Source organism: Pseudomonas sp. 43A, from assembly GCF_013363935.1.
Taxonomy (GTDB): Bacteria; Pseudomonadota; Gammaproteobacteria; order Pseudomonadales; family Pseudomonadaceae; genus Aquipseudomonas; species Aquipseudomonas crudilactis.
The window spans coordinates 744,114-769,889 of the sequence record NZ_CP054880.1 but is presented as its reverse complement, the minus strand read 5'-3'; the positions used below and the strand labels follow the sequence as shown (position 1 = coordinate 769,889).

Here is a 25,776-nt window from a genome sequence, read left to right as displayed (position 1 = left end):
GCACTCAATCGCGAGCAGGCTCGCTCCCACAGGAATTACCGGTATGCATAATCCTTGTGCAGTGATCCCGGTTTATAACCACGAAACTGCCATCGGTACTGTGGTCGATGCTCTGCTCGCGCAAAATCTGCCGTGCATTCTGGTGGATGACGCCAGCACCCGGTCCTGCGCCAAGGTGCTCGACAGTTTGGCGGAACGCGACAACGTGCACCTGGTGCGCCTCACCGCCAATCAGGGCAAGGGCGGTGCGGTGATGACCGGTTTGCGCGAAGCCTCGCTGTTGGGTTTCAGCCATGCGCTGCAGGTCGATGCCGACGGTCAGCACGATTTGCACGATGTCGCCCGTTTCGTCGATGAGTCCCGCGCCCATCCAGAGGCGATGATCTGCGGTTATCCGCTGTTCGACGAGAGCGTGCCGAAAGGCCGTTTGTACGCGCGCTACCTGACCCACGTGATGGTCTGGGTCAACACGCTGTCGCTGCAGATCCGCGATTCGATGTGCGGGTTTCGCGTCTATCCACTGGCCCCGACGCTGGCGGTGATCGACTCGGCGAAAGTCGGCAAACGCATGGATTTCGACTCGGACATTCTTGTGCGCCTGTCGTGGCGCAATCAGCCGATGCGCTGGCTGCAAACCAGCGTGCATTACCCGCTGGACGGCGTGTCGCACTTTCGTCTGTTCCACGACAACGCACTGATTTCCAGCATGCACACGCGGCTGTTTCTTGGCATGTTGCTGCGCTTCCCGGTGATCCTCTGGCGGCGGTGGCGCGCATGACTGGCGAGGCCGACAAGAAGCATTGGGCTGACCGTGAAGAGCGCGGCAGTTTCCTGCTGATGAAGTTCACCGCATTCGCCGCCAAGGTTCTGGGCCGGCGCCTGCTCAGTCCATTGCTGTACGGCATCGTCCTGTACTTTTTCCTGTTTGGCCGCACCGCACGGCGCAGTACCTGGCAATACCAGCAACGCCTGGCCGCATGGAGTCAGCGCGATGCGTTGCGTCCTACTCATTGGCGGGTGTTCGGTCAGTTCATGGCGTTCGCCGATTCGATGCTCGACAAGCTCGACGTGTGGAACGGCAAGCTGCGTATCGAGCAAATCGAAATCATCGACCCGGCGCTGTTGCGCAATCAATTGCGCGGCAGTCGCGGGCAACTGCTGGTCGGCGCGCACCTGGGCAATCTAGAAGTCTGTCGCGCACTGGCGGAGATCGGCGAAAAGGTCACCATGAACGTGCTGGTACACACCAAGCACGCCGAGCAATTCAACCGTTTGCTGGGCGAGGCTGGAGCGACCAATCTGCGCCTGATTCAGGTCAGCGAACTGGACCCGGTGATCATGCTGCAACTGCACGAACGCCTGGAGCGCGGCGAGTGGCTGGCGATTGCCGGCGACCGCGTGCCGCTGCACGGCGGGCGCAGTGTCACCGTAGACTTTCTCGGCCACCCGGCGCCATTCCCGCAAGGCCCGTGGCTGCTCGCCGGTCTGCTGAAATGCCCGGTCAATCTGTTGATGTGCCTCAAGCAACCGGACGGCCACTATCGTCTGACCCTCGAACCCTTCGCCGACGCCGTGGTGTGGAAGCGCAGCGAGCGCGAGCAGGTCATTCATCAGTGGGCCACCCGCTATGCGCAGCGCCTGAGTCACTATTGCCTCGAAGCGCCGCAACAATGGTTCAACTTTTACCCTTTCTGGAAGACCGATGACCACGCCAACCCATGAGCCGGTAACCTTCGGCGAACGCCCTTTGCGCATCGAAGACGTGCTGGCCCTGGCCAACCGTCAGGCGCCCGTGCAGTTGCAGAGCGACGCCGACTATCGCGAGCGCATCGCCAAAGGTGCGCGGTTTCTCGATTCGCTGCTGGACAAGGAAGGCGTGATCTACGGCGTGACTACCGGTTACGGCGACTCCTGCGTGGTTGCGGTGCCGTTGCATCACGTCGAAGCGTTGCCGCGTCACCTCTACACGTTCCACGGCTGCGGACTGGGCAAACTGCTCGATGCCCAAGCCACACGCGCGGTGCTCGCGGCGCGGTTGCAGTCGCTGTGCCACGGCGTCTCCGGGGTGCGCGTGGAACTGCTGGAGCGTCTGCACGCCTTTCTCGAATACGACATCCTGCCACTGATTCCTGAAGAAGGTTCGGTGGGCGCCAGCGGCGATCTGACGCCACTGTCCTACGTCGCCGCGACACTCTCCGGCGAGCGCGAAGTGATGTTCCGAGGTGAACGTCGCCAGTCCGCCGATGTGCATCGCGAACTCGGCTGGGCGCCACTGGTGCTGCGCCCGAAAGAAGCGCTGGCGCTGATGAACGGCACCGCCGTGATGACCGGTCTCGCCTGCCTCGCTTTCGCCCGCGCCGACTACCTGCTGCAACTGGCCACGCGCATCACCGCGCTCAACGTGGTGGCGCTGCAAGGCAATCCGGAGCACTTCGACGAGCGCCTGTTTGCCGCCAAACCGCACCCGGGGCAAATGCAGGTCGCCGCATGGCTGCGCAAGGATCTGGCGATCGACGCACCGACCGCGCCGCTGCATCGCTTGCAGGATCGCTATTCGCTGCGTTGCGCCCCACATGTGCTTGGCGTATTGGCCGACAGCCTGAACTGGCTGCGCTCGTTCATCGAAACCGAACTGAACAGCGCCAACGACAACCCGATCATCGACGCCGAAGCCGAGCGCGTGCTGCACGGCGGACACTTCTACGGCGGCCACATCGCGTTCGCCATGGACAGCCTGAAAAACCTGGTGGCCAACGTCGCCGACCTGTTGGATCGCCAGCTCGCCTTGCTGGTCGACGAACGTTACAACCACGGTCTGCCGAGCAACCTCTCCGGTGCTCCGGCGGATCGCGCCATGATCAACCACGGTTTCAAAGCCGTGCAGATCGGCACCAGCGCCTGGACCGCCGAAGCGCTGAAAAACACCATGCCGGCCAGCGTGTTCTCGCGTTCCACCGAGTGCCATAACCAAGACAAAGTGAGCATGGGCACCATCGCCGCTCGCGATGCGATCCGTGTGCTGGAGCTGACCGAACAGGTCGCCGCCGCCACCCTGCTCGCCGCCAATCAAGGCGTATGGCTGCGCGCGCAGGCCGAAGACGCCCGACCGCTGCCGCCATCGTTAGCGGCGATGCACGCAGAACTGGCCAAGGACTTCCCGCCGGTCATCGAAGACCGCGCCCTGGAAGGCGAATTGCGCCTGTGCCTGCAACGCATCGCCGCACAACACTGGAGGCTGCATGCGTAGCGCCGGAGTGCTTCACGCCGACACTGAAATCCTCGTGCCGTTTTTCGACGTCGACACCATGCACGTGGTCTGGCACGGGCATTACGTCAAATACCTCGAAGTGGCGCGTTGCGCGCTGCTGGACAAGATCGGCCACAACTACACGCACATGGTCGAGTCAGGGTTCGCCTGGCCGATCATCGACCTGCAACTGCGCTATGTGCGCGGCGCGGTGTTCGGTCAGCGCCTGAATGTGCGCGCCAGTCTGGTCGAGTGGGAAAACCGGCTGAAGATCAATTACCTGATCACCGACCTGCACAGCGGCGAGCGCCTGACCCGCGCCAGCTCGGTGCAGGTCGCCGTTGAAGTGAGCAGCCGCGAGATGCAACTGGCTTCGCCGAAAGTCTTTACCGATGCCGTGGAAAGGATGCTGCGATGAATGTTTTGGTTAAAAGCCTGAGCGTGTTGGCGCTGCTGACGCTGTCAGCACTGGCCAACGCCTTCGACCTGCAACAGCTCAGCGAACAACTGGCGAAACCGGACGTGATCCACGGCCAGTTCATCCAGGAAAAACACCTGCGCGCCTTGCCGCAGCCGCTGATCAGCAAGGGCAGTTTCGTTCTCGCGAAAAACCACGGCCTGCTCTGGCTGCTGAAAACGCCGCTGCAACAGGACTACCGCATCACCGCCAAGGGCATCGCCCGGCGTGACGGCAATGGCTGGCAGTTGTTGCCGAACAAGAGCGCCGGCGCCGAGCAGAACCGCTTGTTCCTTGCCGTTTTGCAAGGGGACAGCAGTGGCCTGCAACGGGATTTCGAACTGACCCTGAGCGGCGACGCGCAGCAGTGGAAACTCACCCTGACCCCGCGCTCGCTGCTGCTCAAGCAAGTGTTCAAGCAGATCAATATCGACGGTGGCACGCTGGTACAGACCATCGAACTGCTGGAAACCCAGGGCGACAGCACCGTGCTGCGCATGCAGGACAGCACTGCTGGCCAACCGTTGAGCAACGCGGAGCAACATGACTTTGCCGAGTGAACGCAGGCTGCCCTGGCTGTTTCTGATCCTGCTGCTGGCGGTCGTCGCGCTGGCCGGTTGGCAGTGGCGTGACGGTGCGCCGTTGTCGGCGAACCTGATGGAGCTGGTGCCCGGCACCCACCCCGACGCCCTCGAACAGCGCGCCGAGCAGCGCATGCAGGAGCCGCTCAACCGCGAAATGCTGGTGCTGGTCGGTCACCCCGATCGCCAGCAAGCAGTCGCCATGGCGCAGACCCTGGGCGAGCAATGGCAAGCCAGCGGATTGTTCGAAAAGGTGCAGTGGAACCTGCAAGCAGACCTGCCAGCGCTGCGCACGCAATTGCTGCAAGGGCGGCTGGCAATGCTCTCGGCGGATGATCGGCAACTGCTGATCGAACACCCCGACGCGTTCATTCAGCAACGCGTGCAAGCCTTGTTCGACCCGTTCAGCGGTTTCAGCCTGGTGCCGAGTCAGGACGACTGGCTCGGCCTGACCGGGCGCATCCAGAACAGCCAGCCGCAGCACGGTTCGGTGCAACTGGACATCGGCAGCGGCGCGTTGATTGCCGATGCCGACGGCAAGAGCTGGGTGCTGCTGCGGGCGCGCACCACCGGCAACGCCTTCGACATGAACTTGCCGCTGCAAGTCGCCGCACTGCTGCAACACAGCCGCGAGCAGGCCGCGAAATCCGACGTGCAACTGCTGGCTGCCAGCGGTTTGCTGTACGCGGCCAACGGTCAGCAGCAAGCGACTCGTGAAATGACCTGGGTTGGCGGCGGCGCCACTGTCGGCATTCTGTTGCTGCTGTTGCTCGCTTTCCGTCGCTGGCGGGTGTTGCTGGCGTTCGTGCCGGTGCTGGTCGGCATGTTGTTCGGGGCGGTGGCGTGTGTGGCGCTGTTCGGCCATATGCATGTGATGACGCTGGTGCTCGGTTCCAGCCTGATCGGCGTGGCCGTGGATTACCCGCTGCACTATTTGTCGAAGAGCTGGAGCCTGAAGCCGTGGCGCAGCTGGCCGGCGTTGCGTTTGACGCTGTCCGGACTGACCCTGAGTCTGATCACCAGCGCCATCGGTTATCTGGCGCTGGCGTGGACGCCGTTCCCGGCACTGACGCAAATCGCCGTGTTCTCTGCCGCCGGCCTGCTCGGTGCTTATCTGTCGGCGGTGTGCCTGTTGCCGGCGCTGCTGAAAAACGTCGAACTGCGCCCCGCGCAATGGCCGCTGCAGCTGGCCGAGCGCATGGTCAACCTGCGCGAAAAACTCCTCGAACGGGTACGCACGCCAGTGTTGCTGGCGCTGCTGATCGCCTTCTGCGTGGGCGGCCTGGTGCAGCTGCAAAGCAAGAATGACATCCGCCAATGGGTCGGCGCACCGCAACATCTGACCGACGAAGCGCAGGCCATCGCACGCATCACCGGCTATCAGCCCACCAGCCAGTTTTTCCTCGTGCGCGCCGACAATCAGCAGCAACTGCTCGAGCGTCAGGCCGCGCTGAGCGAGCGTCTGCAGCAACTGGTCAACCTCGACAAGCTGCAAGGTTATCTGGCCCTCGATCAATTGGTCAGCCCGCCGAACCAGCAAGAACAGGTGCGCGAGGCGCTGAACAAACTGCCGCAATACTGGCAGCCACTGCTCGAACTCGGCGTGCCGCTCGCGGCGCTGCAAAGCGAACTGCAACAGCTGCAGACCGTGCCCGCCGAAGACATCGACGCGGCATTGGCCGGTCCACTTGGCGAGCCGTATCGCACACTCTGGCTCGGCCCGACCGAAGACGGCGTGGCGGCGATGACCAGCCTGCAAGGTTTGAACAACCCGGCGCTGTTGCGCGTGCAGGCGCTGGATTTACCGGGGGTGATGCTGGTCGATCGTCTTGGCGAATTGAATGAAGTTTTTGCCGCCACGCAAATCAGCGCTGCTGAACTGAAACTCGCTTCCTGCGCATTGATCGTGCTGGTGCTGATGTTGCCGTTCGGTCTCGGCGGGGCGCTGCGTATCGTTGCCCTGCCGTTGCTCGCCGCGCTGTGCAGTCTCGCCAGTCTCGGCTGGCTCGGTCAGCCGCTGACCCTGTTCAGCCTGTTCGGCCTGCTACTGGTCACGGCAATCAGCGTCGATTACGCGATTCTTATGCGTGAACAGGTTGGCGGTGCGGCGGTGAGCCTGCTTGGCACCTTGCTGGCCGCTGTGACGACGTGGTTGTCGTTTGGTTTGCTGGCGGTTTCCAGCACCCCGGCGGTGAGCAACTTCGGCCTGTCGGTGAGCCTCGGTCTGGCGTTCAGCTTCATCCTCGCTCCGTGGGCCGGACGCCACGAGCATGCCGCCACAGTCGCGGAGCCGGCAGCGTGATGGTCGTCGCCTTCTGGCTCATGGCGCTGGCGTTGTTTGCCGTGGCCACCCGCGTCGGCCGCCGCTTTGGCCTGATCCCGATTGTCAGCCAGTTGCTGCTGGCGAGCTTCGGTCTGCCGCTGCTGATGTACTTCTGGATCGAACCGGGCTGGCAGCTCAGCGGTGCCGAACTGATCGCGCCAGACTGGCTGAAAAACCTCTACAGCCTGAGTTTTGCCCTGCTGCTCGGGCACATTCTCAGTGACGTGATCGATCTGAAACTCGATCGGCAGAGCGTGAAAATCGCCGTACCGAGTTTTGCCGTGCCGTTCGCCTGTGGCCTTGCCGCCGCGTATTGGCTACTGCCGACGCAACCGTGGCTCAACTCGCTGGCCATCGGCCTGGTGTTCGCGATTACCGCGATCCCGGTGTTGTACCTGTATCTGCGGCACATCGATTACCCGCCCGCTGCCACTCGTCGGTTGGTGCAGACCGCGATCCTCATTGACCTGACCTGCTGGACGCTGTTCGGCCTCGCCCAGGGCAGTCTGCATTTGAGCAGTCTGTTGCTGCCGCTGGGCCTCGCGTGTGTACCGCTGTTGCTGCATCTGTTGCGTGTGCGCCGACCGCTGACCTACAGCCTAGGGTTCTTTGCGCTGCTGGTAATGGCCGAGCATTACAAACTCAACGCGCTGATCTTCGGCATCGGTTATCTGCTGTGCATGGCCGTGCTGAAAGTACCGCTGGTGTTGCCATTGCCGGCGCGCTGGATTAGCCGTTTGCAAACGTGGCTGGCGATTCCGCTGATCCTCACCTTCGGCATTGTGCAGATCGATGTACACAGCGCCCTCGCCAGCCTCGGCGCGGCGCAATGGGCGGCACTGCTGCTGTTGCCGATTGCCAGTAAACTGCTCGGCAACTGGCTCGGCCTCGGCTGGGCCGGCGCCTCGTTCGAGGGCGCCAGCCGCTGGCGCGAAAGTGTGCTGCTGAACATTCGTGGCCTGAGCGAAATCGTCTTTCTCAATCTGCTCCTGCAACAACAGCTCATCACCCCGGCGCTGTACTTCGCGCTGATGCTGATGGGCCTGATCGCGACGCTGCTACCGGCCCTGATCGGCCTGCATCGCACACCGCTGGATATCAAATCCCACCTGCCCCGGAGTTCACGTGCCAATCGTTGAAATGGAATCCCGTCAGGTCGTGATCATCGGCGCTGGCCCGTCCGGCGCCATCGCCGCTGCGCTGCTCAAGCGCAAGGGCCACGATGTGCTGGTGATCGAGCGCCAGCACTTCCCACGCTTTTCCATCGGCGAAAGCCTGCTCAGTCATTGCCTGGATTTCGTCGAAGAGGCCGGCATGCTCGACGCCGTCAACGCCGCCGGCTTCCAGCGCAAGACCGGCGCCGCATTCGCCTGGGGCGAGCGTTACAGCGCCTTCGATTTCGCAGACACCTTTACCGGCGGCAAGCCGACCACGTTCCAGGTGCAGCGTGCCGACTTCGACAAACTGCTGGCCGATCAAGCGGCGTTGCAAGGCGCGGAAATCCGCTACGGCGATGCCATCGTCAGCGTCGATTTCGAGCGGACGAAACCGCAGCTGGATGTGCGCCGCGAAGACGGCAGCAAGTACCGCGTCGAAGCGGATTTCGTCCTCGATGCCAGCGGCTACGGTCGCGTGTTATCGCGACTGCTGGACCTGGAAGCACCGTCGAATTTCCCGGTGCGTCAGGCGGTATTCACCCACGTCGAAGATCACATCGACAACCCGGCATTCGACCGCGAAAAAATTCTCGTCACCACTCATCCAGAGCACCGCGATATCTGGTTCTGGACGATCCCGTTCAGCAACGGTCGCTGTTCAGTGGGCGTGGTCGCCGCTGAAGAACATTTCAAGGATCGCGACAGCGATCTGGATGCCTGCCTGCGCGGTTTCATCGCCGAAACCCCGAGCCTTGCCGGCGTGCTGAACAACGCTGTATGGGACACGCCGGCGCGCACCCTCGGCGGCTACGCGGCCAATGTGAAAACCCTGCATGGGCCTGGTTTTGCCTTGCTCGGCAACGCGGCGGAATTTCTTGACCCGGTGTTCTCCTCCGGCGTGACCATCGCCATGCGCTCGGCGAGCATGGCCGCCGCCGTGCTGCACCGTCAGTTGCAGGGCGAAACCGTCGACTGGCAAAGCGAGTTCGCCGAACCGCTCAAGCGCGGCGTCGACACCTTCCGCTGCTACGTCGAGGGCTGGTACGCCGGCACCTTTCAGGACGTGATTTTCTATGAAGACAGCCAGGCGGAAATTCGCCGGATGATCTGCTCGATCCTCGCCGGTTACGCCTGGGACGAACGCAACCCGTTCGTCAGCGAAGCGCGCCGTCGCTTGAAGATGATTTCCGAACTCTGTGCAAAGGACGCCACATGAACTACTTGAGCGACAGCTACGTCGAGGAAACCCGTTTCGGTTTCTGGTTCCTGCGCAGCCACACCTGGCAGCACCATGTATTGCGCGTGGCGATCAATGACCTGCACGGACTGTTCAGTGACACTCTGCCGGAAAACCCGGTGCTGCTGGACGCCGGTTGCGGACAGGGCAAGTCGTTCGGCCATCTGCGCCAGACCTTTGCGCCACAGCGCTTGATCGGCGTCGATGCCGACCCGCACAGCCTTGAATTGAGCGGCGCAGAAGCGGCGCGTCTGGGCCTGCACGTGGAACTGATCGGCAGTGATTGCGCGACGCTCAATGTGGCGGACGCCAGTGTTGATCTGCTGTTCTGTCACCAGACTTTTCATCATCTGGTCGAGCAGGAAAAGGCGCTGGCCGAGTTTTATCGGGTGTTGAAGCCGGGCGGCTATCTGCTGTTCGCCGAGTCCACCGAGGCTTACATTGATACGTGGGTGATTCGCTGGCTGTTCCGCCATCCGATGCATGTGCAGAAGAGTGCGGCGCAGTATCTGCAGATGATTCGCGGGCAGGGGTTTGAGTTTGGCGAGCAGAATGTTTCCTACCCGTATCTGTGGTGGAGCCGGTCAAAGGATTTTGGGTTGCTGGAGCGGTTTGGCTTACGCAAACCGAAACCGTTTGGCGAGCGCGAAGAGACGTTGGTCAACGTCGTCGCACGTAAACCGCTGGCAGAGGTTTCCTGATGCTACCTATAACCTGTGGGAGCGAGCTTGCTCGCGAAAGCGGTGTATCAGTCACCAGAACTGTTGAATGTGAGACCGCATTCGCGAGCAAGCTCGCTCCCACAGTGACCTCGGCGCTACGACTGTTGTTGATCGGCGTAATGGTGGTGTTAAGTGCCTGCGCGAGCCAGGCGCCGTTGCCGGCGGGCAATCCGACACTGCCGCTGCCGCTGCAATTGCACATCGAACGCAATCAAGCCGAACAACGTCAGGACTGGCTGCTGGTGATCCAGCGCGAAGGTTCCGGCATCCGCTGGTCGATGATGGATCCGCTGGGCATCCCTCAGGCGCGCCAGCAACTGATCGACGGCCACTGGCAAGCCGATGGTCTGCTGCCACCGAACCCGGAGGCCCGGGAACTGTTCGCCGCACTGCTGTTCGCCCTGACCCCGTCCGGCGAGCTGCTGCGCAATTACCCCGCCGCGCAGCAACAGGGCCAGCAACGCTCCCTGCCGGCGCGCTGGGATATCCGTTATGCACAACCGTTGAGCTTCGAATTGAACCTGCCTCAAGGCCCGCACTATCGCGTTTCTCCGTTGGGTGAACCGACGCCATGACCGCTTACCTGAATGCCCTCGGCGTGATCTGCGCACTGGGTCGCAACAAGTCCGAAGTTGCGCGCAACCTGTTCGCCGGCGACTGCTCGGGCATGCGCCGCGAGTCCGGCTGGGTGGCGGAACGTGAGTTGCCGGTGGCCGCCGTCCAGGGCGAACTGGCGCCGATCCCGGCAGAACTCGCCGATCAGCGCAGCCGCAACAATCAACTGCTGCTGGAAGCGGCGTTGCAGATTCGCGATGACATCGATCAAGCGATCCAGACCTTCGGCCGCGAGCGCATCGGTGTGGTACTCGGCACCAGCACTTCCGGCATCGACGAGGCCAGCCGTGGTCTGGCGCACTACATTCGCGAGCAGCAGTTCCCGGCGGAATACGATTATCGGCAACAGGAACTCGGCGCGCCGGCGAATTTTCTCGCCGACTGGCTGCAACTGAGCGGCCCGGCCTATGTGATTTCCACGGCGTGCACCTCCAGCGCCCGCGCCTTGATGAGCGCTCAGCGTCTACTCGATCTGGGCCTGTGCGACGCAGTGTTGTGTGGCGGCGTCGACAGCCTGTGCAAGTTGACCCTCAACGGTTTCTCGTCACTGGAAGCCATATCCGATGAGCGCTGCAATCCGTTTTCGGCCAACCGCAGTGGCATCAACATCGGCGAAGCGGCAGTGCTGTTCGTGATGAGCAAGCGACAAGGCAACGGGCCGGCCATTGCCCTGCTGGGCGCCGGCGCCAGTTCCGACGCGCATCACATTTCCGCCCCTGAACCGACCGGGCGCGGCGCTCTGCAAGCGATGCAAAAAGCCTTGAGCCGCGCACATCTGCAAGCAGCGCAGATCAACTACCTGAACCTGCACGGCACCGCCACCCAGCACAACGACGCCATGGAAAGTCTGGCGGTTGCCACGCTGTTCCCCGACGGGGTGGCTTGCTCGTCGACCAAACCAATGACCGGCCACACCCTTGGCGCAGCCGGTGCTCTGGAAGCGGCGTTCTGCTGGCTGAGCCTGAGCGCCGACAACCCCGATCACGCCTTGCCGCCGCACGTCTGGGACGCTAAGGCCGATCCCGCGCTGCCACCGCTGAAGTGGGTGACCGCGAGCGAGCGTCTGACGTCCATTGCACCCCGCTACCTGATGAGCAACTCGTTTGCCTTCGGCGGCAACAACGTCAGCCTGATTATTGGAGACGTCCCATGACTGATTGGCCGCTCGCCGAACTGCTGCCCCATGCGGGCGACATGATTCTGATCGACAGCATCCTCAGCTTTGACGAGGAGCAGATTTTCACCCGGCTCACGGTCCAGCCTGATGGTCTGTTCAACCTGCCCGACGGCAGCCTGCCCGCCTGGGTCGGCGTCGAACTGATGGCGCAGAGCGTCGCCGCATTTGCCGGTTGCCATGCGCGGCAGAAAGGCAATCCAGTGGAGCTGGGCTTTCTGCTCGGTACGCGCAAGTTCGAGTGCAACGTCGAAGCGTTTCCCGCCGGCAGCGAACTGACCATCCATGGTCTGCGCTCGCTGGAAGACGACAACGGCATGGGCGTCTTCGAATGTCATATCCACGGCGCCGGCATCCATGCCAGCGCGCGGCTGAACGTGTTCCGCCCGCCCCAGGTTACTCAATATCTGCAACAGACACAGGAGTCGAACGATGACTGAATCCGTACTGGTCACCGGCTCCAGCCGTGGCATCGGCCGCGCCATTGCCTTGCGTCTGGCGCAGGCAGGGCACGATATCGTCCTGCATTGCCGCAGCGGCATGGCCGAAGCACAAGCCGTTCAGGCTGAAGTCGAAGCGCTGGGCCGCAAGGCGCGCATCCTGCAATTCGACGTCGCCGACCGCGAAACCTGCAAAACCATTCTGGAAACCGACGTCGAAATCCATGGCGCCTATTACGGCGTAGTGCTGAACGCCGGGCTGACCCGCGACGGTGCCTTTCCGGCATTGAGCGACGACGATTGGGACGTGGTGTTGCGCACCAACCTCGACGGCTTCTACAACGTGCTGCATCCGGTGATGATGCCGATGATCCGCCGCCGCGCCGCTGGTCGCATTGTCTGCATCACGTCGGTGTCGGGGCTGATCGGCAACCGTGGCCAGGTCAACTACAGCGCCTCCAAGGCCGGGGTGATCGGTGCGGCAAAGGCGTTGGCGATCGAGCTGGGCAAGCGCAAAATCACCGTTAACTGCGTCGCGCCGGGCCTGATCGACACGGCAATGCTCGACGAAAACGTGCCGGTGGAAGAATTGATGAAAATGATCCCCGCGCAACGCATGGGCACCCCGGAAGAGGTCGCCAGTGCGGTGAATTTCCTGATGTCGGCGGAAGCCTCGTACATCACCCGCCAGGTCCTGGCGGTCAACGGAGGCTTGTGCTGATGAAGCGCGTCGTCGTCACCGGCATGGCCGGCATCACTTCGCTGGGCAGCGACTGGGAGACCATCGCCGGCAATTTCGCGGCCAACCGCAGCGGCATTCGCCGGATGGACGAGTGGGATCGCTTCAGCGAACTCAATACGCGCCTGGCCGGGCCGATCGATGACTTTGCAGTGCCTGCGCACTGGACGCGCAAGCAACTGCGCAGCATGGGCCGGGTATCGCGGCTGGCGGTTCGGGCGGCAGAAAACGCCCTGGCTGACGCCGGTTTACTCGGTGACGAGTCGATCAAGGACGGGCGCATGGGCGTCGCTTGCGGTTCGTCCACCGGTAGCACCGACGAGATCAAAGCGTTCGGCAACATGCTGCTCAACTCGGTGGCCGAAGGCCTCAACGCCAACTCCTACGTACGGATGATGCCGCACACCACTGCCGCCAACATCAGCATCTTTTTTGGCCTGACCGGTCGTTTGATCCCGACGTCCAGCGCCTGCACCAGCGGCAGTCAGGGCATCGGTTACGCCTACGAAGCAATCAAGTTCGGCCGCCTGCCGCTGATGCTCGCCGGCGGCGCCGAAGAGCTGTGCCCGACCGAGGCCATGGTCTTCGATGCGCTCTACGCCACCAGCCTGAAAAACGATGCGCCACAGACCAGTCCACGCCCGTACGACAAGGGCCGCGATGGTCTGGTGATCGGTGAAGGTGGCGGCATGCTGGTCCTTGAAGAGCTGGAGCACGCCCTCGCCCGCGGTGCGCACATCCACGCCGAGATCGTCGGTTTCGGCAGCAACGCCGACGGCCAGCACACCACGCGCCCGGAACAAGTGACCATGCGCCGTGCAATGGAACTGGCGCTGGAAGACGCCGGCCTGACGCCGGATGCCATCGGTTATGTAAATGGTCACGGCACGGCTACAGAACAGGGCGACATTGCCGAAACACTGGCAACCAGCAGTTTGTTCGGCGAGCGCATGCCGATCAGTTCGCAGAAGAGTTTCCTCGGCCACACCCTCGGCGCCTGCGGCGCGCTGGAGTCGTGGTTCAGCATCGAGATGATGAATCGCGACCTGTACGTGCACACGTTCAACCTCGACGAGGTCGATCCGCACTGCGGCAAACTCGATTACCTGCGCGGTGAATTCCGCCAGATGCATCACGACTACGTGATGAACAACAATTTCGCTTTTGGTGGCGTCAACACCTCGTTGATTTTCCGCCGCTGGCACTGACCGCAACACCTTTGGAGTGAAGGGAATGACTCAGTTTCACCGCATCGCCGCTCTGTTGGCACTGGCTTTTGTGCTCGGCGGTTGCACCAGCAAACCGGTTTACAACGCCAAGGAAGAGTTCTCGCCGAACCTCGGCTTTACCCAGTCACAAATGAGCCGCGCCATCGTCACTGCGCTCAACGACCGTCAATGGGTCGTGCAATCGGTACGCCCGGGCATGATCAAAGCGGCGATCACCGTGCGCGGTCGTCATCACGCCGAAGTCGACATCCCGTTCACCCCGACCTCGTTCGAAATCGACTACCGCAGCAGCTACGGCCTCGACGCCAAGGACGGCAAGATCCATGGCAACTACAACCGCTGGGTCAACCGCCTGCGCGACAACGTGCTCAAAGAGCTGTCGATCAACCCGGACATCGAAGCCGTCAACGACCTCGGCATCATCAAACAGGGCGCCGACGAGCCGACTTACCTGAGCTTCCGTGAAGGCGTCAAACGCGCCACAGACGCCGGCCTGCTCGACGGCAGCGTGAAGTTCTACCTGGCCGGCGAAACCCTGCCCAAGCAAGTGCGCAAACTCGACACCGTGAGCAGCAGCCGCAAAACCAACGGCTCGAACAAATCCGACGAAGACGCCTGCTTCTGGGCCCTGCAATCGGCGCTCGCGACTCTGCAGAACGCCGCAAAAAAAGCCGACGCCAACGCGGTAATCAACATCGCCAGCGTCGACCAGCGCGACCTGTACAAAGACACCGAGAAATTCCAGTGCCGTGCCGGGCTGGTGGTGTCGAGCGTGGCGTTGCGCGGAGATTTGGCGCACGTGGATTGATGGGATTGTAGAAACGACAAAGGGCGCCATTCGGCGCCCTTTCACAAACAGGTTGGCTTGTCATCGCCGATTACCTGTCTGGCTCTGCGATGGCTGGTCACCCAGGATCCTCAGAGTCTCACAAGCCCCTTGCGGGAACGCTCGCAGTATTGCCCGAATCATCAATCCGGACAACGGCTGGCGTTTAGCCTCACTGCGCCACTTCTGTTGCCATTACAGCCCAAGCGCCCGCCTGACTGCGGCTTTAACGGCGTAGAACTCTTCTGTTTCAAGGTGTGAGATCAGATAGACACGCTTTCCTTCACGATCTCTGCTTTTGATCCGGTCCAGTCGGGAAAGGCTGACAGTGGCCACCATATCGCACTTCGCCCAACAGATCGGGCTGGCGCCTTGAAGATGGCTGGAGAGTTCGTAATGGTGATCAAGTAAGCAATCCGGCGCAGTGGTACTCAGCGGCACGACCGTCACCAACATACTGTTGGTTCTGTGTTTGCGTATCACAACAACGGGTCTGACCTTGACCATCTCAGGTACTTCATAACCTCTGAAGTCGCAGATCAGAACACTACCTTCCTTGGGCTGGTATCGAAGTGGCATCCATGGCACTCACTTAAAGAAATCGATTCTGCGCAAGAAAACAAACACTCGCTAAAACAGTTCGTAACCGCAAATGTGGTGAACACGGCTCCACAAGCAGAACACTCGCCACACAGCATCTACACTCGCTCATGCAGGCCATCAATACGCCTGTCAGAACGGCGGGCCCGGTCGGTCGAGCACTCGCGGTTCTCTTTCACCGTCAAGGAGATGACCATGCAAGTGAAAGCCCTGATCGCCGCCACGCTCTTCAGCCTGCTCCCGAGCGCCAGCCATGCCACCAATCTGATGTACATGCCCTTCGAAACCGTGCTGTCGGATGCGATTCGCGCCGGGCGGCTGGATGGCAGTGTGAAGTTCTATCTGCTCGGCAATGGGCCGCAGGGCACGCAGCAGTTGCTGCGCCGAGGGGTGGTCAGTGATTTGAAGACCAATGGCTTCAACAAGAGTGACCACAACTCCTGCGAGTGGGTGTTGCAGTCGAATCTGATCAAGCTGCAGGCCGATGCCAAGCGGGTCGGGGCGAATGCAGTGGTCAATATCGTCAGTTACTACGACCAGCATGTGCGCAAGGATTTGAATACGTACGAGTGCCGGGCGGGGATATTTGTCACGCGGGTGGCGTTGAAGGGGGATTTGGTGCGGTTGCCCTAACGGCAAGATCAAAAGATCGCAGCCTTCGGCAGCTCCTACAATGGAATTCGCGTTTCCCTGTAGGAGTTGCCGAAGGCTGCGATCTTTTAAGCGGACTCGACCTTGCGCGTAAGCAGGTCGACAAACGCCTTGGCCATCGGCGATTTCTGATCCTTGCGCTGCACCAGCCACACCGCAGACACCGCTTCCGGATCGAGCAACGGTCGATAAACCACGCCGTCGATGCGCATCCGCTGATAAGACGCCGGCAGCACCGAAACCCCCAACCCCGCTGCGACCAGACCGATGATGGTCATCGCTTCCCCCGCCTCTTGGGCGAAGTGCGGGCTGAACCCGGCATCACGCGCCAGACTCAGCAATTGCGCATACAGCCCGCTGCCGTAACTGCGCGGAAAGAACACGAACGGCTCAAGCGCCAGCGCCGAGAGGAACAGCCCTTCTTCACTGCCCTGTGCCAATGGATGCTTGGAACCGAGCACGGCGACCAGCGGCTCGCGCATCAACTCGACAACACTCAGCGAATCAGGCAAACCCAGCGGGCGCATGATGCCAACCTCGATCGACTCATCCACCAGGCCCTCGGCGACTTGCGTGCTGCTCATCTCACGCAGGTTGAGGTGCACCGCCGGAAAACGCTGGCGAAAGGCAAAGATCGCTTGGGGAATGGTTGAGTTGAACGGCGCTGAAGAGGTGAAACCAATCTTCAATTCCCCCAACTCCCCGAGTTGCGCTCGCCGGGCGACATCCGCCGCTTTATCGACCTGCGCCAGCACCAGCCGCGCCTCCTCCAGAAACAATCGCCCCGCCTCACTCAACTCGACCCGACGATTGGTGCGCTCGAACAACCGCGCGCCAACCTCTTGCTCCAGCGCCTGAATCTGCTGGCTCAGCGGCGGCTGCGAGATACCCAGCACCTGTGCGGCGCGGCCAAAATGCAGTTCTTCGGCGACGGCGATGAAGTAGCGCAGATGACGCAATTCCATGGAAACCCCATTAGGTCGTTAAAGCTATCAAACAGGTCGAACAATATATTGGATAGAAACATTAGCCAGCTATATGATTTTTTCATCGCCTGCCTGGCCGTGCCCTCCGAGGTCTGAAGTGAAAACTGCTGTCGCGCCCCTTGCCCATGAAGTCCCGCCTGCTGCGGCGGACGATGTCGTCGCCGAGCTACAAGAGATCTACATCGAAAAAGGCACGCCGATGTTCATGCGCACGGTGCTGGCACTGTTTAGCGGCGGCTTCGCGACGTTTGCCCTGCTCTACTGCGTGCAGCCGATGATGCCGCTGTTGTCCCATGAGTACGGAATCAACGCGGCGCAAAGCAGCCTGATCCTCTCGGTGGCCACCGGCATGCTCGCCATCGGCCTGCTGATCACCGGGCCGATTTCCGATCGGGTCGGGCGCAAACCGGTGATGGTGACTGCGCTGTTCGCAGCGGCGCTGTGCACCATGGCCAGTGCAATGATGCCGAGTTGGGAAGGCGTGCTGATCATGCGTGCGCTGATCGGATTGTCGCTGAGCGGTCTGGCAGCGGTAGCCATGACTTATCTGAGCGAAGAGATCCATCCGCAACACATCGGTCTGGCGATGGGTTTGTACATCGGCGGCAACGCGATTGGCGGGATGAGCGGGCGCTTGATCACCGGCGTGTTGATCGACTTCGTCAGCTGGCACACGGCGATGCTGGTGATCGGTGGTCTGGCGATGATTGCCGCAGCGGTGTTCTGGAAGATCCTCCCCGAATCGCGCAACTTCCGCTCACGCTCACTGCACCCGCGCAGCCTGCTCGACGGTTTCACCATGCACTTTCGCGATGCCGGTCTGCCGTTGCTGTTTCTTGAAGCGTTCCTGTTGATGGGCGCGTTTGTCACGCTGTTCAACTACATCGGTTATCGCCTGTTGGCGGCACCGTACAACCTTGATCAGGTGTTCGTGGGCTTGCTGTCGGTGGTGTATCTGTCGGGGATCTACAGCTCGGCGAAGATTGGCTCGCTGGCGGATAAGCTGGGGCGACGCAAAGTGCTGTGGGCGACCATTGCGCTGATGTTTGCGGGACTTGCGTTGACGATGTTTACGCCGTTGCTGTTGGTGATTGTCGGCATGTTGATTTTCACCTTTGGCTTCTTCGGCGCGCATTCGGTGGCGAGTAGCTGGATCGGCCGTCGCGCGACCAAGGCCAAGGGGCAGGCGTCGTCGTTGTATCTGTTCAGCTATTACGCCGGGTCGAGCATTGCCGGGACGGCGGGCGGGGTGTTCTGGCATCTTGGCGGGTGGAACGGGATTGGGTTGTTTATTGGTGCGCTGTTGCTGATCGCGCTGTTGGTGGCGTTGAAGCTGGCGAAGTTGCCGCCTCTCGGTGGCGTAAAAGCCTGACACAAAACCCAATGTGGGAGCGAGCTTGCTCGCGAAGGCGATGGATCAGCAACATTTGCATCAACTGACCCAATGCTTTCGCGAGCAAGCTCGCTCCCACAGTGGATCTGTGTCTGACATTGAATCCTTCAAACAAAAACGCCCGGCATATGCCGGGCGTTTTTTATGGTGTGGCGATCACTCGTGATACTGCGCCGACAATTCATGCACCGCACGCAGGAACGCACCGGCGTGCTCCGGATCAACCTCAGGCGTGATGCCATGGCCAAGGTTGAACACGTGCCCACTGCCCTTGCCGTAGCTGGCCAGAATACGCCCGACTTCAGTGCGGATTGCTTCCGGTTTGGCGTAGAGCACGGTTGGGTCCATGTTGCCTTGCAGGGCAACCTTGTCGCCAACACGGGCGCGGGCGTTGCCGATGTCGCAGGTCCAGTCCAGACCCAGTGCGTCAGCGCCAGCGTCAGCGATGCTTTCCAGCCACAGACCGCCGTTCTTGGTGAAAAGGATCACCGGTACTTTACGACCGTCGTGTTCACGAATCAGGCCGCTGACGATTTTCTTCATGTAGGCCAGCGAAAACTCCTGATACGCCGCCGCCGACAGGTTGCCGCCCCAGGTGTCGAAGATCTGCACCGCTTGCGCGCCGGCCATGATCTGGCCGTTGAGGTACGAGGTCACCGACTGCGCCAGTTTATCCAGCAACAGGTGCATGGCTTGCGGGTTGTCGTAGAGCATCGCTTTGGTCTTGCGGAAGTCTTTCGACGAGCCGCCTTCGACCATGTAGGTCGCCAGGGTCCACGGGCTGCCGGAGAAACCGATCAACGGTACACGCCCGTTGAGCTCGCGACGGATGGTGCTGACCGCATCCATCACGTAGCCGAGGTCTTTGTGCGGATCAGGGATCGGCAGGGCTTCGATATCGGCGAGGGTGCTGACGACTTTTTTGAAGCGCGGACCTTCACCGGTCTCGAAGTACAGGCCCTGGCCCATGGCATCGGGGATGGTGAGGATGTCGGAAAACAGGATCGCCGCGTCCAGTTGTGGATAGCGGTCGAGCGGTTGCATCGTGACTTCGCAGGCGAATTCCGGATTCATGCACAGGCTCATGAAATCACCGGCCTGGGCGCGGCTGGCGCGGTATTCCGGCAGGTAGCGGCCGGCCTGGCGCATCATCCACACCGGGGTGACGTCAACGGGTTGCTTGAGCAGGGCGCGGAGGAAACGGTCGTTCTTCAGGGCAGTCATGTCGGCATCCGGAAAAAAAGTGCGGGCATTTTCTCAGAGCGCGACGCAAAAGGCACGGATGCAGGTCAGCCTTTTGTCTATCGGGTCAATTTATTGCGCTGGAAATACGCCATCAGCAACACAGAGAAACAACTGTGGGAGCGAGCTTGCTCGCGAAAGGGCCGGCACATCCAACATTGCAGTTGGCTGATAGACCGCTTTCGCGAGCAAGCTCGCTCCCACAGGGGTGTTGCTTTGGCTCAGGAGCCGGGATTAGACGCCCAGGTAATCGAGGATCCCTTCAGCCGCATTACGGCCTTCGAAGATCGCCGTCACCACCAGGTCGGAACCGCGCACCATGTCGCCACCGGCAAAGATTTTCGGGTTGCTGGTCTGGTGCTTGTACTGACCTTGCTCAGGCGCAACGACGCGGCCCTGGCTGTCAGTCTGGATTTCGAACTGTTCGAACCACGGCGCCGGGCTCGGGCGGAAGCCGAAAGCGATGACCACAGCGTCGGCCGGGATGATCTCTTCGGAACCCGGGATCGGTTCAGGGCTGCGACGGCCACGGGCGTCCGGCTCGCCGAGACGGGTCTCGACCACTTTCACGCCTTCGACCTTGTCTTCACCGACGATGGCGATCGGCTGGCGGTTGTAGAAGAATTTCACGCCTTCTTCCTTGGCGTTCTTCACCTCTTTGCGCGAGCCGGGCATGTTCGCTTCGTCACGACGATAAGCGCAGGTCACCGACTTGGCGCCCTGACGGATCGACGTGCGGTTGCAGTCCATCGCCGTGTCGCCGCCGCCGAGTACCACAACCTTTTTGCCTTTCATGTCGACGAAATCTTCCGGCGACTTTTCAAAGCCCAGGTTGCGATTGACGTTGGCAATCAGGAAGTCCAGCGCGTCATAAACGCCCGGCAGATCCTCACCGGCAAAACCGCCCTTCATGTAGGTGTAGGTGCCCATGCCCATGAACACCGCATCGTATTCGCCGAGCAGTTGTTCCATGGTCACGTCTTTGCCGACTTCGGTGTTCAAACGGAACTCGATGCCCATGCCGGTGAAAACTTCGCGACGATTGCTCAGCACGGTCTTTTCCAGCTTGAACTCGGGGATGCCGAAGGTCAGCAAACCACCGATTTCCGGGTTTTTGTCGAACACCACCGGGGTCACGCCGCCGCGTACCAACACGTCGGCACAACCCAGACCCGCCGGGCCTGCGCCGATGATCGCAACACGTTTGCCGGTCGGTTTGACCTTGGACATGTCCGGGCGCCAGCCCATGGCGAACGCGGTATCGGTGATGTACTTCTCGACCGAACCGATGGTCACCGCGCCGAAACCGTCGTTAAGGGTGCAGGCACCCTCGCACAGACGATCCTGTGGACAGACCCGGCCGCAGACTTCCGGCAGGGTGTTGGTCTGGTGCGACAGCTCGGCAGCCTGGAGGATGTTGCCCTCGGCCACCAGCTTCAGCCAGTTGGGAATGAAGTTGTGCACCGGGCACTTCCATTCGCAATACGGGTTGCCGCAACCCAGGCAGCGGTGGGCCTGATCGGCCGACTGCTGGGGTTTGAACGGTTCGTAGATTTCGACGAACTCTTTCTTGCGTTGACGCAACAGTTTCTTCTTCGGATCTTTGCGCCCGACATCGATGAACTGGAAGTCGTTATTCAGACGTTCAGCCATTGTTAAAACCTCATCAAACTCTTCAGGCGCATATCACTGCGGGTTGGCACGAGTGCTGGAAAGCAACGATTTCAGGTTGGCAGCCTTCGGCTTGACCAGCCAGAAACGGCGCAGGTAGTCATCGAGGTTTTCGGCGAGTTCACGACCCCACTCGCTGTCGGTTTCCGCGACGTACTCGTTCAGCACGTTTTGCAGGTGGCTGCGATAGGCTTCCATCGCCTCGCCGCTGATCCGCTGGATTTCCACCAGTTCGTGGTTGACCCGGTCAACGAAGGTGTTGTCCTGATCGAGCACGTAGGCGAAACCACCGGTCATGCCAGAGCCGAAGTTGTAACCGGTCTTGCCCAGAACGCAGACAAAACCACCGGTCATGTACTCACAGCAGTGATCGCCAGTGCCTTCCACAACCGTGTGGGCACCGGAGTTGCGCACGGCGAAACGCTCGCCTGCGGTGCCGGCGGCGAACAACTTGCCGCCAGTAGCGCCGTACAGGCAGGTGTTGCCGATGATGGCGCTTTCCTGAGTTTTGTAAACGCTGCCCTTCGGCGGCACGATGGTCAGCTTGCCACCGGTCATGCCTTTGCCGACGTAGTCGTTGGCGTCGCCTTCGAGGTACATGTTCAGACCGCCGGCGTTCCACACGCCGAAGCTCTGCCCGGCAGTGCCCTTGAAGCGGAAGGTGATCGGCGCTTTCGCCATCCCCTGGTTGCCGTGCTTGCGGGCGATTTCGCCAGAGATCCGCGCGCCGATCGAACGGTCGCAGTTACAGATATCCAGGTCGAACTCGGCGCCGCTCATGTCGTTGATCGCCGACGAGGCCATCTCGACCATTTTCTCGGCCAGCAGGCCCTGGTCGAACGGCGGGTTGCGCTCAACGCCACAGAACTGCGGTTTGTCCGCCGGGATGTGATCGCTGCCCAACAGCGGCGTCAGATCGAGGTGATTTTGCTTGGCGGTCTGGCCTTCGAGGATTTCCAGCAGATCGGTACGACCGATCAGCTCTTCGAGGGAGCGCACGCCGAGTTTGGCCAGCCACTCACGGGTTTCTTCGGCGACGTAGGTGAAGAAATTCACCACCATGTCGACGGTACCGATGTAGTGATCCTTGCGCAGCTTCTCGTTCTGCGTCGCAACGCCAGTGGCGCAGTTGTTCAGGTGGCAGATACGCAGGTATTTGCAGCCCAGCGCGATCATTGGCGCAGTACCGAAACCGAAGCTTTCGGCGCCAAGAATTGCAGCCTTGATCACGTCGAGGCCAGTTTTCAGGCCGCCGTCGGTCTGCACCCGGACTTTGCCGCGCAGGTCGTTGCCGCGCAGGGTCTGGTGGGTTTCGGCGAGGCCGAGTTCCCACGGTGCGCCGGCGTATTTGATCGAGGTCAGCGGCGAAGCACCGGTGCCACCGTCGTAGCCGGAGATGGTGATCAAGTCCGCGTAGGCCTTGGCCACACCGGCGGCGATGGTGCCGACGCCTGCTTCAGCCACCAGCTTCACCGAAACCAGTGCCTTGGGGTTGACCTGCTTCAGGTCGAAGATCAACTGCGACAAGTCTTCGATCGAGTAGATGTCGTGGTGCGGCGGCGGCGAAATCAGGGTTACGCCCGGCACTGCGTAACGCAGTTTGGCGATCAGCCCGTTGACCTTACCGCCCGGCAGTTGCCCGCCCTCGCCTGGCTTCGCGCCTTGCGCAACCTTGATCTGCAGCACTTCGGCGTTGACCAGGTATTCCGGGGTTACCCCGAAACGGCCAGTCGCAACCTGCTTGATTTTCGAGCTCTTGATGGTGCCGTAACGCGCCGGATCTTCACCACCTTCGCCGGAGTTGGAACGCGCGCCAAGGCGGTTCATGGCTTCGGCCAGGGCTTCGTGAGCTTCCGGCGACAAGGCGCCCAGCGAGATACCGGCGGAGTCGAAGCGCTTGAGCACCGATTCCAGCGGCTCGATTTCACTGATGTCCAGCGGCGTATCGAGGGTCTTGACCTTGAACAGGTCGCGGATCATCGACACCGGACGGTTGTCCACCAGCGAGGTGTATTCCTTGAACTTGGCGTAGTCGCCCTGCTGCACAGCAGCTTGCAGAGTGTTGACCACATCCGGGTTGTAGGCGTGATATTCGCCACCGTGGACGAACTTCAGCAGACCGCCCTGCTGGATCGGCTTGCGCGGACTCCAGGCTTCGGTAGCCAGTGCTTTCTGCTCGGCTTCGATGTCGACAAAGCGCGCACCCTTGATGCGGCTCGGCACACCACGGAAGCTCAGGTCGCAGACTTCTTCGGACAGGCCGATCGCTTCGAACAATTGTGCTCCGCGGTAGGAGGCGATGGTCGAGATACCCATCTTCGACAGGATCTTCAGCAGGCCTTTGGTGATGCCTTTGCGGTAGTTCTTGAACACCTCGTAGAGGTCGCCCAGCACTTCACCAGTGCGGATCAGGTCGCCCAGCACTTCGTAAGCCAGGAACGGATAGACCGCCGAGGCGCCGAAACCGATGAGCACGGCGAAGTGATGCGGGTCACGGGCGGTCGCGGTTTCAACGAGGATGTTGGAATCGCAACGCAGGCCTTTTTCGGTCAGGCGGTGGTGCACGGCACCGGTCGCCAGCGAAGCGTGGATCGGCAGTTTGCCCGGAGCGATATGGCGGTCGCTCAGGACGATCTGGGTCCGACCGGCGCGCACGGCTTCTTCAGCCTGATCGGCAACGTTGCGGATTGCCGCTTCGAGGCCGACGCTTTCGTCGTAGTTGAGGTCGATGATCGCCCGTTCGAAACCCGGGCGGTCGAGGTTCATCAGCGAGCGCCACTTGGCCGGGGAAATGACCGGCGAGCTGAGGATCACGCGCGAAGCGTGTTCCGGCGACTCCTGGAAAATGTTGCGCTCGGCACCGAGGCAGATTTCCAGCGACATCACGATCGCTTCACGCAGCGGATCGATCGGCGGGTTGGTGACCTGCGCGAACTGCTGACGGAAATAGTCGTACGGCGTACGCACGCGCTGCGACAGCACGGCCATCGGCGTGTCGTCGCCCATCGAGCCCACGGCTTCGTAGCCTTGCTCGCCGAGCGGACGCAGGACCTGATCGCGCTCTTCGAACGTGACCTGATACATCTTCATGTATTGCTTGAGCTGATCGACGTCGTAAAACGCCGAACCGTGGTCGTTGTCTTCCATGGTCGCCTGAATGCGCAGGGCGTTCTTGCGCAGCCATTGCTTGTACGGATGACGGGACTTCAGACGGTTGTCGATCGCGTCGGTGTCGAGGATCTGTCCGGTTTCGGTGTCCACCGCGAAGATCTGGCCAGGGCCGACACGGCCCTTGGCAATCACGTCTTCAGGCTTGTAGTCCCACACGCCGATTTCCGAGGCGAGGGTGATGAAACCGTTGGTGGTGGTGACCCAGCGCGCCGGACGCAGACCGTTACGGTCGAGCAGGCACACTGCGTAACGACCATCGGTCATGACCACGCCAGCCGGACCGTCCCACGGTTCCATGTGCATCGAGTTGTACTCGTAGAACGCACGCAGATCCGGGTCCATGGTTTCGACGTTCTGCCACGCTGGCGGAATGATCATCCGCACGCCACGGAACAGGTCGATGCCACCGGTGACCATCAACTCCAGCATGTTGTCCATGCTCGACGAGTCGGAACCGACACGGTTGACCAGCGGGCCGAGTTCTTCCAGATCCATCAGATCGTTGCTGAACTTGGTCCGACGGGCCTGCGCCCAGTTACGGTTACCGGTGATGGTGTTGATCTCGCCGTTGTGGGCGAGGAAGCGGAATGGCTGAGCCAGCGGCCATTTCGGCAGGGTGTTGGTGGAGAAGCGCTGGTGGAACACGCAGATTGCGGTTTGCAGGCGCTCGTCGCTCAGGTCTGGATAAAACGCGGCCAGATCAGCCGGCATCATCAGGCCTTTATAGATGATGGTCTTGTGCGAAAAGCTGCAGATGTAGTGGTCGGAGTCGACGGCGTTGGCCACCGACGAACGACGACGCGCGCTGAACAGCTTCACCGCCATGTCCTGATCGCTCAGGCCTTCGCCGCCGATGTACACCTGCTCGATCTGCGGCAGGCGTTCAAGGGCCAGGCGGCCGAGGACGCTGGTGTCGATTGGCACCTTGCGCCAGCCAATCAACTGCAGGCCTTCAGCGAGGATCTCGCGGTTCATGTTCTCGCGAGCGGCTTCGGCTTTGGCCGGATCCTGGTTGAAGAAGACCATGCCCACGGCATATTGCTTGGGCAATTCGACGCTGAAGGTTTCCTGGGCAATCGCGCGCAGGAACGCATCAGGCTTTTGAATCAGCAGACCGCAACCGTCACCGGTCTTGCCGTCGGCATTAATCCCACCGCGGTGGGTCATGCAGGTCAGGGCCTCGATGGCCGTTTGCAAAAGGGTATGACTGGGCTCGCCCTGCATATGGGCTATCAGGCCGAAACCGCAGTTATCCTTGAATTCATCTGGTTGGTACAGACCTGCTTTCATAGACACTTTCTCACCAGGCTGCCTC

General features: G+C 61.3%; 22 protein-coding genes. 17 read left to right on the top strand and 5 right to left on the bottom strand.

What is annotated here, in order from left to right:
- Positions 1-43: 43 nt before the first annotated feature.
- Genes HUW52_RS03350 through HUW52_RS03280 form a run of 15 tightly spaced genes read left to right on the top strand, consistent with a single transcriptional unit; the run spans position 44 to position 14,729 of the window.
- Positions 44-778 carry a glycosyltransferase family 2 protein gene (locus HUW52_RS03350; RefSeq protein ID WP_175552971.1) on the top strand — a complete coding sequence of 245 codons (735 nt, stop codon included), beginning with the start codon at positions 44-46 and terminating at the stop codon, positions 776-778.
- Positions 775-1,722: a glycosyl transferase gene (locus HUW52_RS03345; RefSeq protein WP_175552970.1), complete on the top strand. Its 948-nt coding sequence runs from the start codon at positions 775-777 to the stop codon at positions 1,720-1,722. Before HUW52_RS03350 ends, HUW52_RS03345 begins: the two co-directional genes overlap by 4 nt.
- Positions 1,703-3,247 (top strand): histidine ammonia-lyase, encoded by a 1,545-nt coding sequence (gene hutH, locus HUW52_RS03340; protein ID WP_038360123.1) that lies wholly within the window; start codon positions 1,703-1,705, stop codon positions 3,245-3,247. Before HUW52_RS03345 ends, hutH begins: the two co-directional genes overlap by 20 nt.
- Entirely contained in the window at positions 3,240-3,665 is a 426-nt protein-coding gene (locus HUW52_RS03335) for a thioesterase family protein (RefSeq protein ID WP_016983876.1), read from the top strand. Before hutH ends, HUW52_RS03335 begins: the two co-directional genes overlap by 8 nt.
- Positions 3,662-4,264: an outer membrane lipoprotein carrier protein LolA gene (locus tag HUW52_RS03330; RefSeq protein WP_016983875.1), complete on the top strand. Its 603-nt coding sequence runs from the start codon at positions 3,662-3,664 to the stop codon at positions 4,262-4,264. Before HUW52_RS03335 ends, HUW52_RS03330 begins: the two co-directional genes overlap by 4 nt.
- The gene (locus HUW52_RS03325; protein ID WP_175552969.1) at positions 4,248-6,587 is read left to right on the top strand and encodes an MMPL family transporter; all 2,340 of its coding nucleotides are present in this window, start codon (positions 4,248-4,250) and stop codon (positions 6,585-6,587) included. The genes HUW52_RS03330 and HUW52_RS03325 overlap by 17 nt, the downstream gene beginning before the upstream one ends.
- Positions 6,584-7,747, top strand: a complete 1,164-nt coding sequence (locus HUW52_RS03320) for a sodium:proton antiporter (protein ID WP_175552968.1) — start codon at positions 6,584-6,586, stop codon at positions 7,745-7,747. Before HUW52_RS03325 ends, HUW52_RS03320 begins: the two co-directional genes overlap by 4 nt.
- Positions 7,734-8,981: an NAD(P)/FAD-dependent oxidoreductase gene (locus HUW52_RS03315; RefSeq protein ID WP_016983872.1), complete on the top strand. Its 1,248-nt coding sequence runs from the start codon at positions 7,734-7,736 to the stop codon at positions 8,979-8,981. The genes HUW52_RS03320 and HUW52_RS03315 overlap by 14 nt, the downstream gene beginning before the upstream one ends.
- Positions 8,978-9,703, top strand: coding sequence for a class I SAM-dependent methyltransferase (locus tag HUW52_RS03310; RefSeq protein WP_175552967.1), 726 nt, complete (start codon positions 8,978-8,980; stop codon positions 9,701-9,703). The genes HUW52_RS03315 and HUW52_RS03310 overlap by 4 nt, the downstream gene beginning before the upstream one ends.
- Positions 9,703-10,299 carry a hypothetical protein gene (locus HUW52_RS03305; protein WP_175552966.1) on the top strand — a complete coding sequence of 199 codons (597 nt, stop codon included), beginning with the start codon at positions 9,703-9,705 and terminating at the stop codon, positions 10,297-10,299. Before HUW52_RS03310 ends, HUW52_RS03305 begins: the two co-directional genes overlap by 1 nt.
- Positions 10,296-11,492, top strand: coding sequence for a beta-ketoacyl-[acyl-carrier-protein] synthase family protein (locus HUW52_RS03300; protein WP_175552965.1), 1,197 nt, complete (start codon positions 10,296-10,298; stop codon positions 11,490-11,492). The genes HUW52_RS03305 and HUW52_RS03300 overlap by 4 nt, the downstream gene beginning before the upstream one ends.
- The gene (locus HUW52_RS03295; RefSeq protein ID WP_175552964.1) at positions 11,489-11,953 is read left to right on the top strand and encodes a hotdog family protein; all 465 of its coding nucleotides are present in this window, start codon (positions 11,489-11,491) and stop codon (positions 11,951-11,953) included. Before HUW52_RS03300 ends, HUW52_RS03295 begins: the two co-directional genes overlap by 4 nt.
- Positions 11,946-12,674, top strand: coding sequence for a 3-oxoacyl-ACP reductase FabG (gene fabG, locus HUW52_RS03290; RefSeq protein ID WP_122609478.1), 729 nt, complete (start codon positions 11,946-11,948; stop codon positions 12,672-12,674). Before HUW52_RS03295 ends, fabG begins: the two co-directional genes overlap by 8 nt.
- On the top strand, positions 12,674-13,900 hold the full coding sequence (locus tag HUW52_RS03285; RefSeq protein ID WP_016983866.1) for a beta-ketoacyl-ACP synthase: 1,227 nt from the start codon (positions 12,674-12,676) through the stop codon (positions 13,898-13,900). Before fabG ends, HUW52_RS03285 begins: the two co-directional genes overlap by 1 nt.
- A 25-nt stretch (positions 13,901-13,925) precedes the next feature.
- Complete coding sequence (locus tag HUW52_RS03280) at positions 13,926-14,729, top strand: hypothetical protein (RefSeq protein WP_026000507.1); 804 nt, start codon at positions 13,926-13,928, stop codon at positions 14,727-14,729.
- A gap of 213 nt (positions 14,730-14,942) precedes the next feature.
- On the opposite strand, the gene HUW52_RS03275 is transcribed toward HUW52_RS03280, so the two are convergent.
- Entirely contained in the window at positions 14,943-15,326 is a 384-nt protein-coding gene (locus HUW52_RS03275; RefSeq protein WP_016983865.1) for a type II toxin-antitoxin system PemK/MazF family toxin, read from the bottom strand.
- 216 nt (positions 15,327-15,542) lie between these two features.
- On the opposite strand from HUW52_RS03275, the gene HUW52_RS03270 reads away from it, so the two are divergent.
- Positions 15,543-15,980: an excinuclease gene (locus tag HUW52_RS03270; RefSeq protein WP_175552963.1), complete on the top strand. Its 438-nt coding sequence runs from the start codon at positions 15,543-15,545 to the stop codon at positions 15,978-15,980.
- Positions 15,981-16,066: 86 nt separating this feature from the next.
- Here HUW52_RS03270 and HUW52_RS03265 read toward each other — a convergent pair whose 3' ends face one another.
- Positions 16,067-16,963, bottom strand: a complete 897-nt coding sequence (locus HUW52_RS03265; protein WP_116255738.1) for a LysR family transcriptional regulator — start codon at positions 16,961-16,963, stop codon at positions 16,067-16,069.
- Between the two features lie 118 nt (positions 16,964-17,081).
- Here HUW52_RS03265 and HUW52_RS03260 point away from each other — a divergent pair, with 118 nt between their 5' ends.
- Positions 17,082-18,356, top strand: a complete 1,275-nt coding sequence (locus tag HUW52_RS03260) for an MFS transporter (protein ID WP_175552962.1) — start codon at positions 17,082-17,084, stop codon at positions 18,354-18,356.
- A 177-nt stretch (positions 18,357-18,533) separates the two neighbouring features.
- On the opposite strand, the gene hemE is transcribed toward HUW52_RS03260, so the two are convergent.
- The 3 genes from hemE to gltB all read right to left on the bottom strand — a co-directional run bounded on the left by hemE (position 18,534) and on the right by gltB (position 25,751).
- Complete coding sequence (gene hemE / locus HUW52_RS03255) at positions 18,534-19,601, bottom strand: uroporphyrinogen decarboxylase (RefSeq protein ID WP_016983859.1); 1,068 nt, start codon at positions 19,599-19,601, stop codon at positions 18,534-18,536.
- A 252-nt stretch (positions 19,602-19,853) separates the two neighbouring features.
- Positions 19,854-21,272, bottom strand: a complete 1,419-nt coding sequence (locus HUW52_RS03250; RefSeq protein WP_175552961.1) for an FAD-dependent oxidoreductase — start codon at positions 21,270-21,272, stop codon at positions 19,854-19,856.
- Between the two features lie 33 nt (positions 21,273-21,305).
- Positions 21,306-25,751, bottom strand: a complete 4,446-nt coding sequence (gene gltB, locus HUW52_RS03245; protein ID WP_175552960.1) for a glutamate synthase large subunit — start codon at positions 25,749-25,751, stop codon at positions 21,306-21,308.
- Between the last annotated feature and the right edge of the window lie 25 nt (positions 25,752-25,776).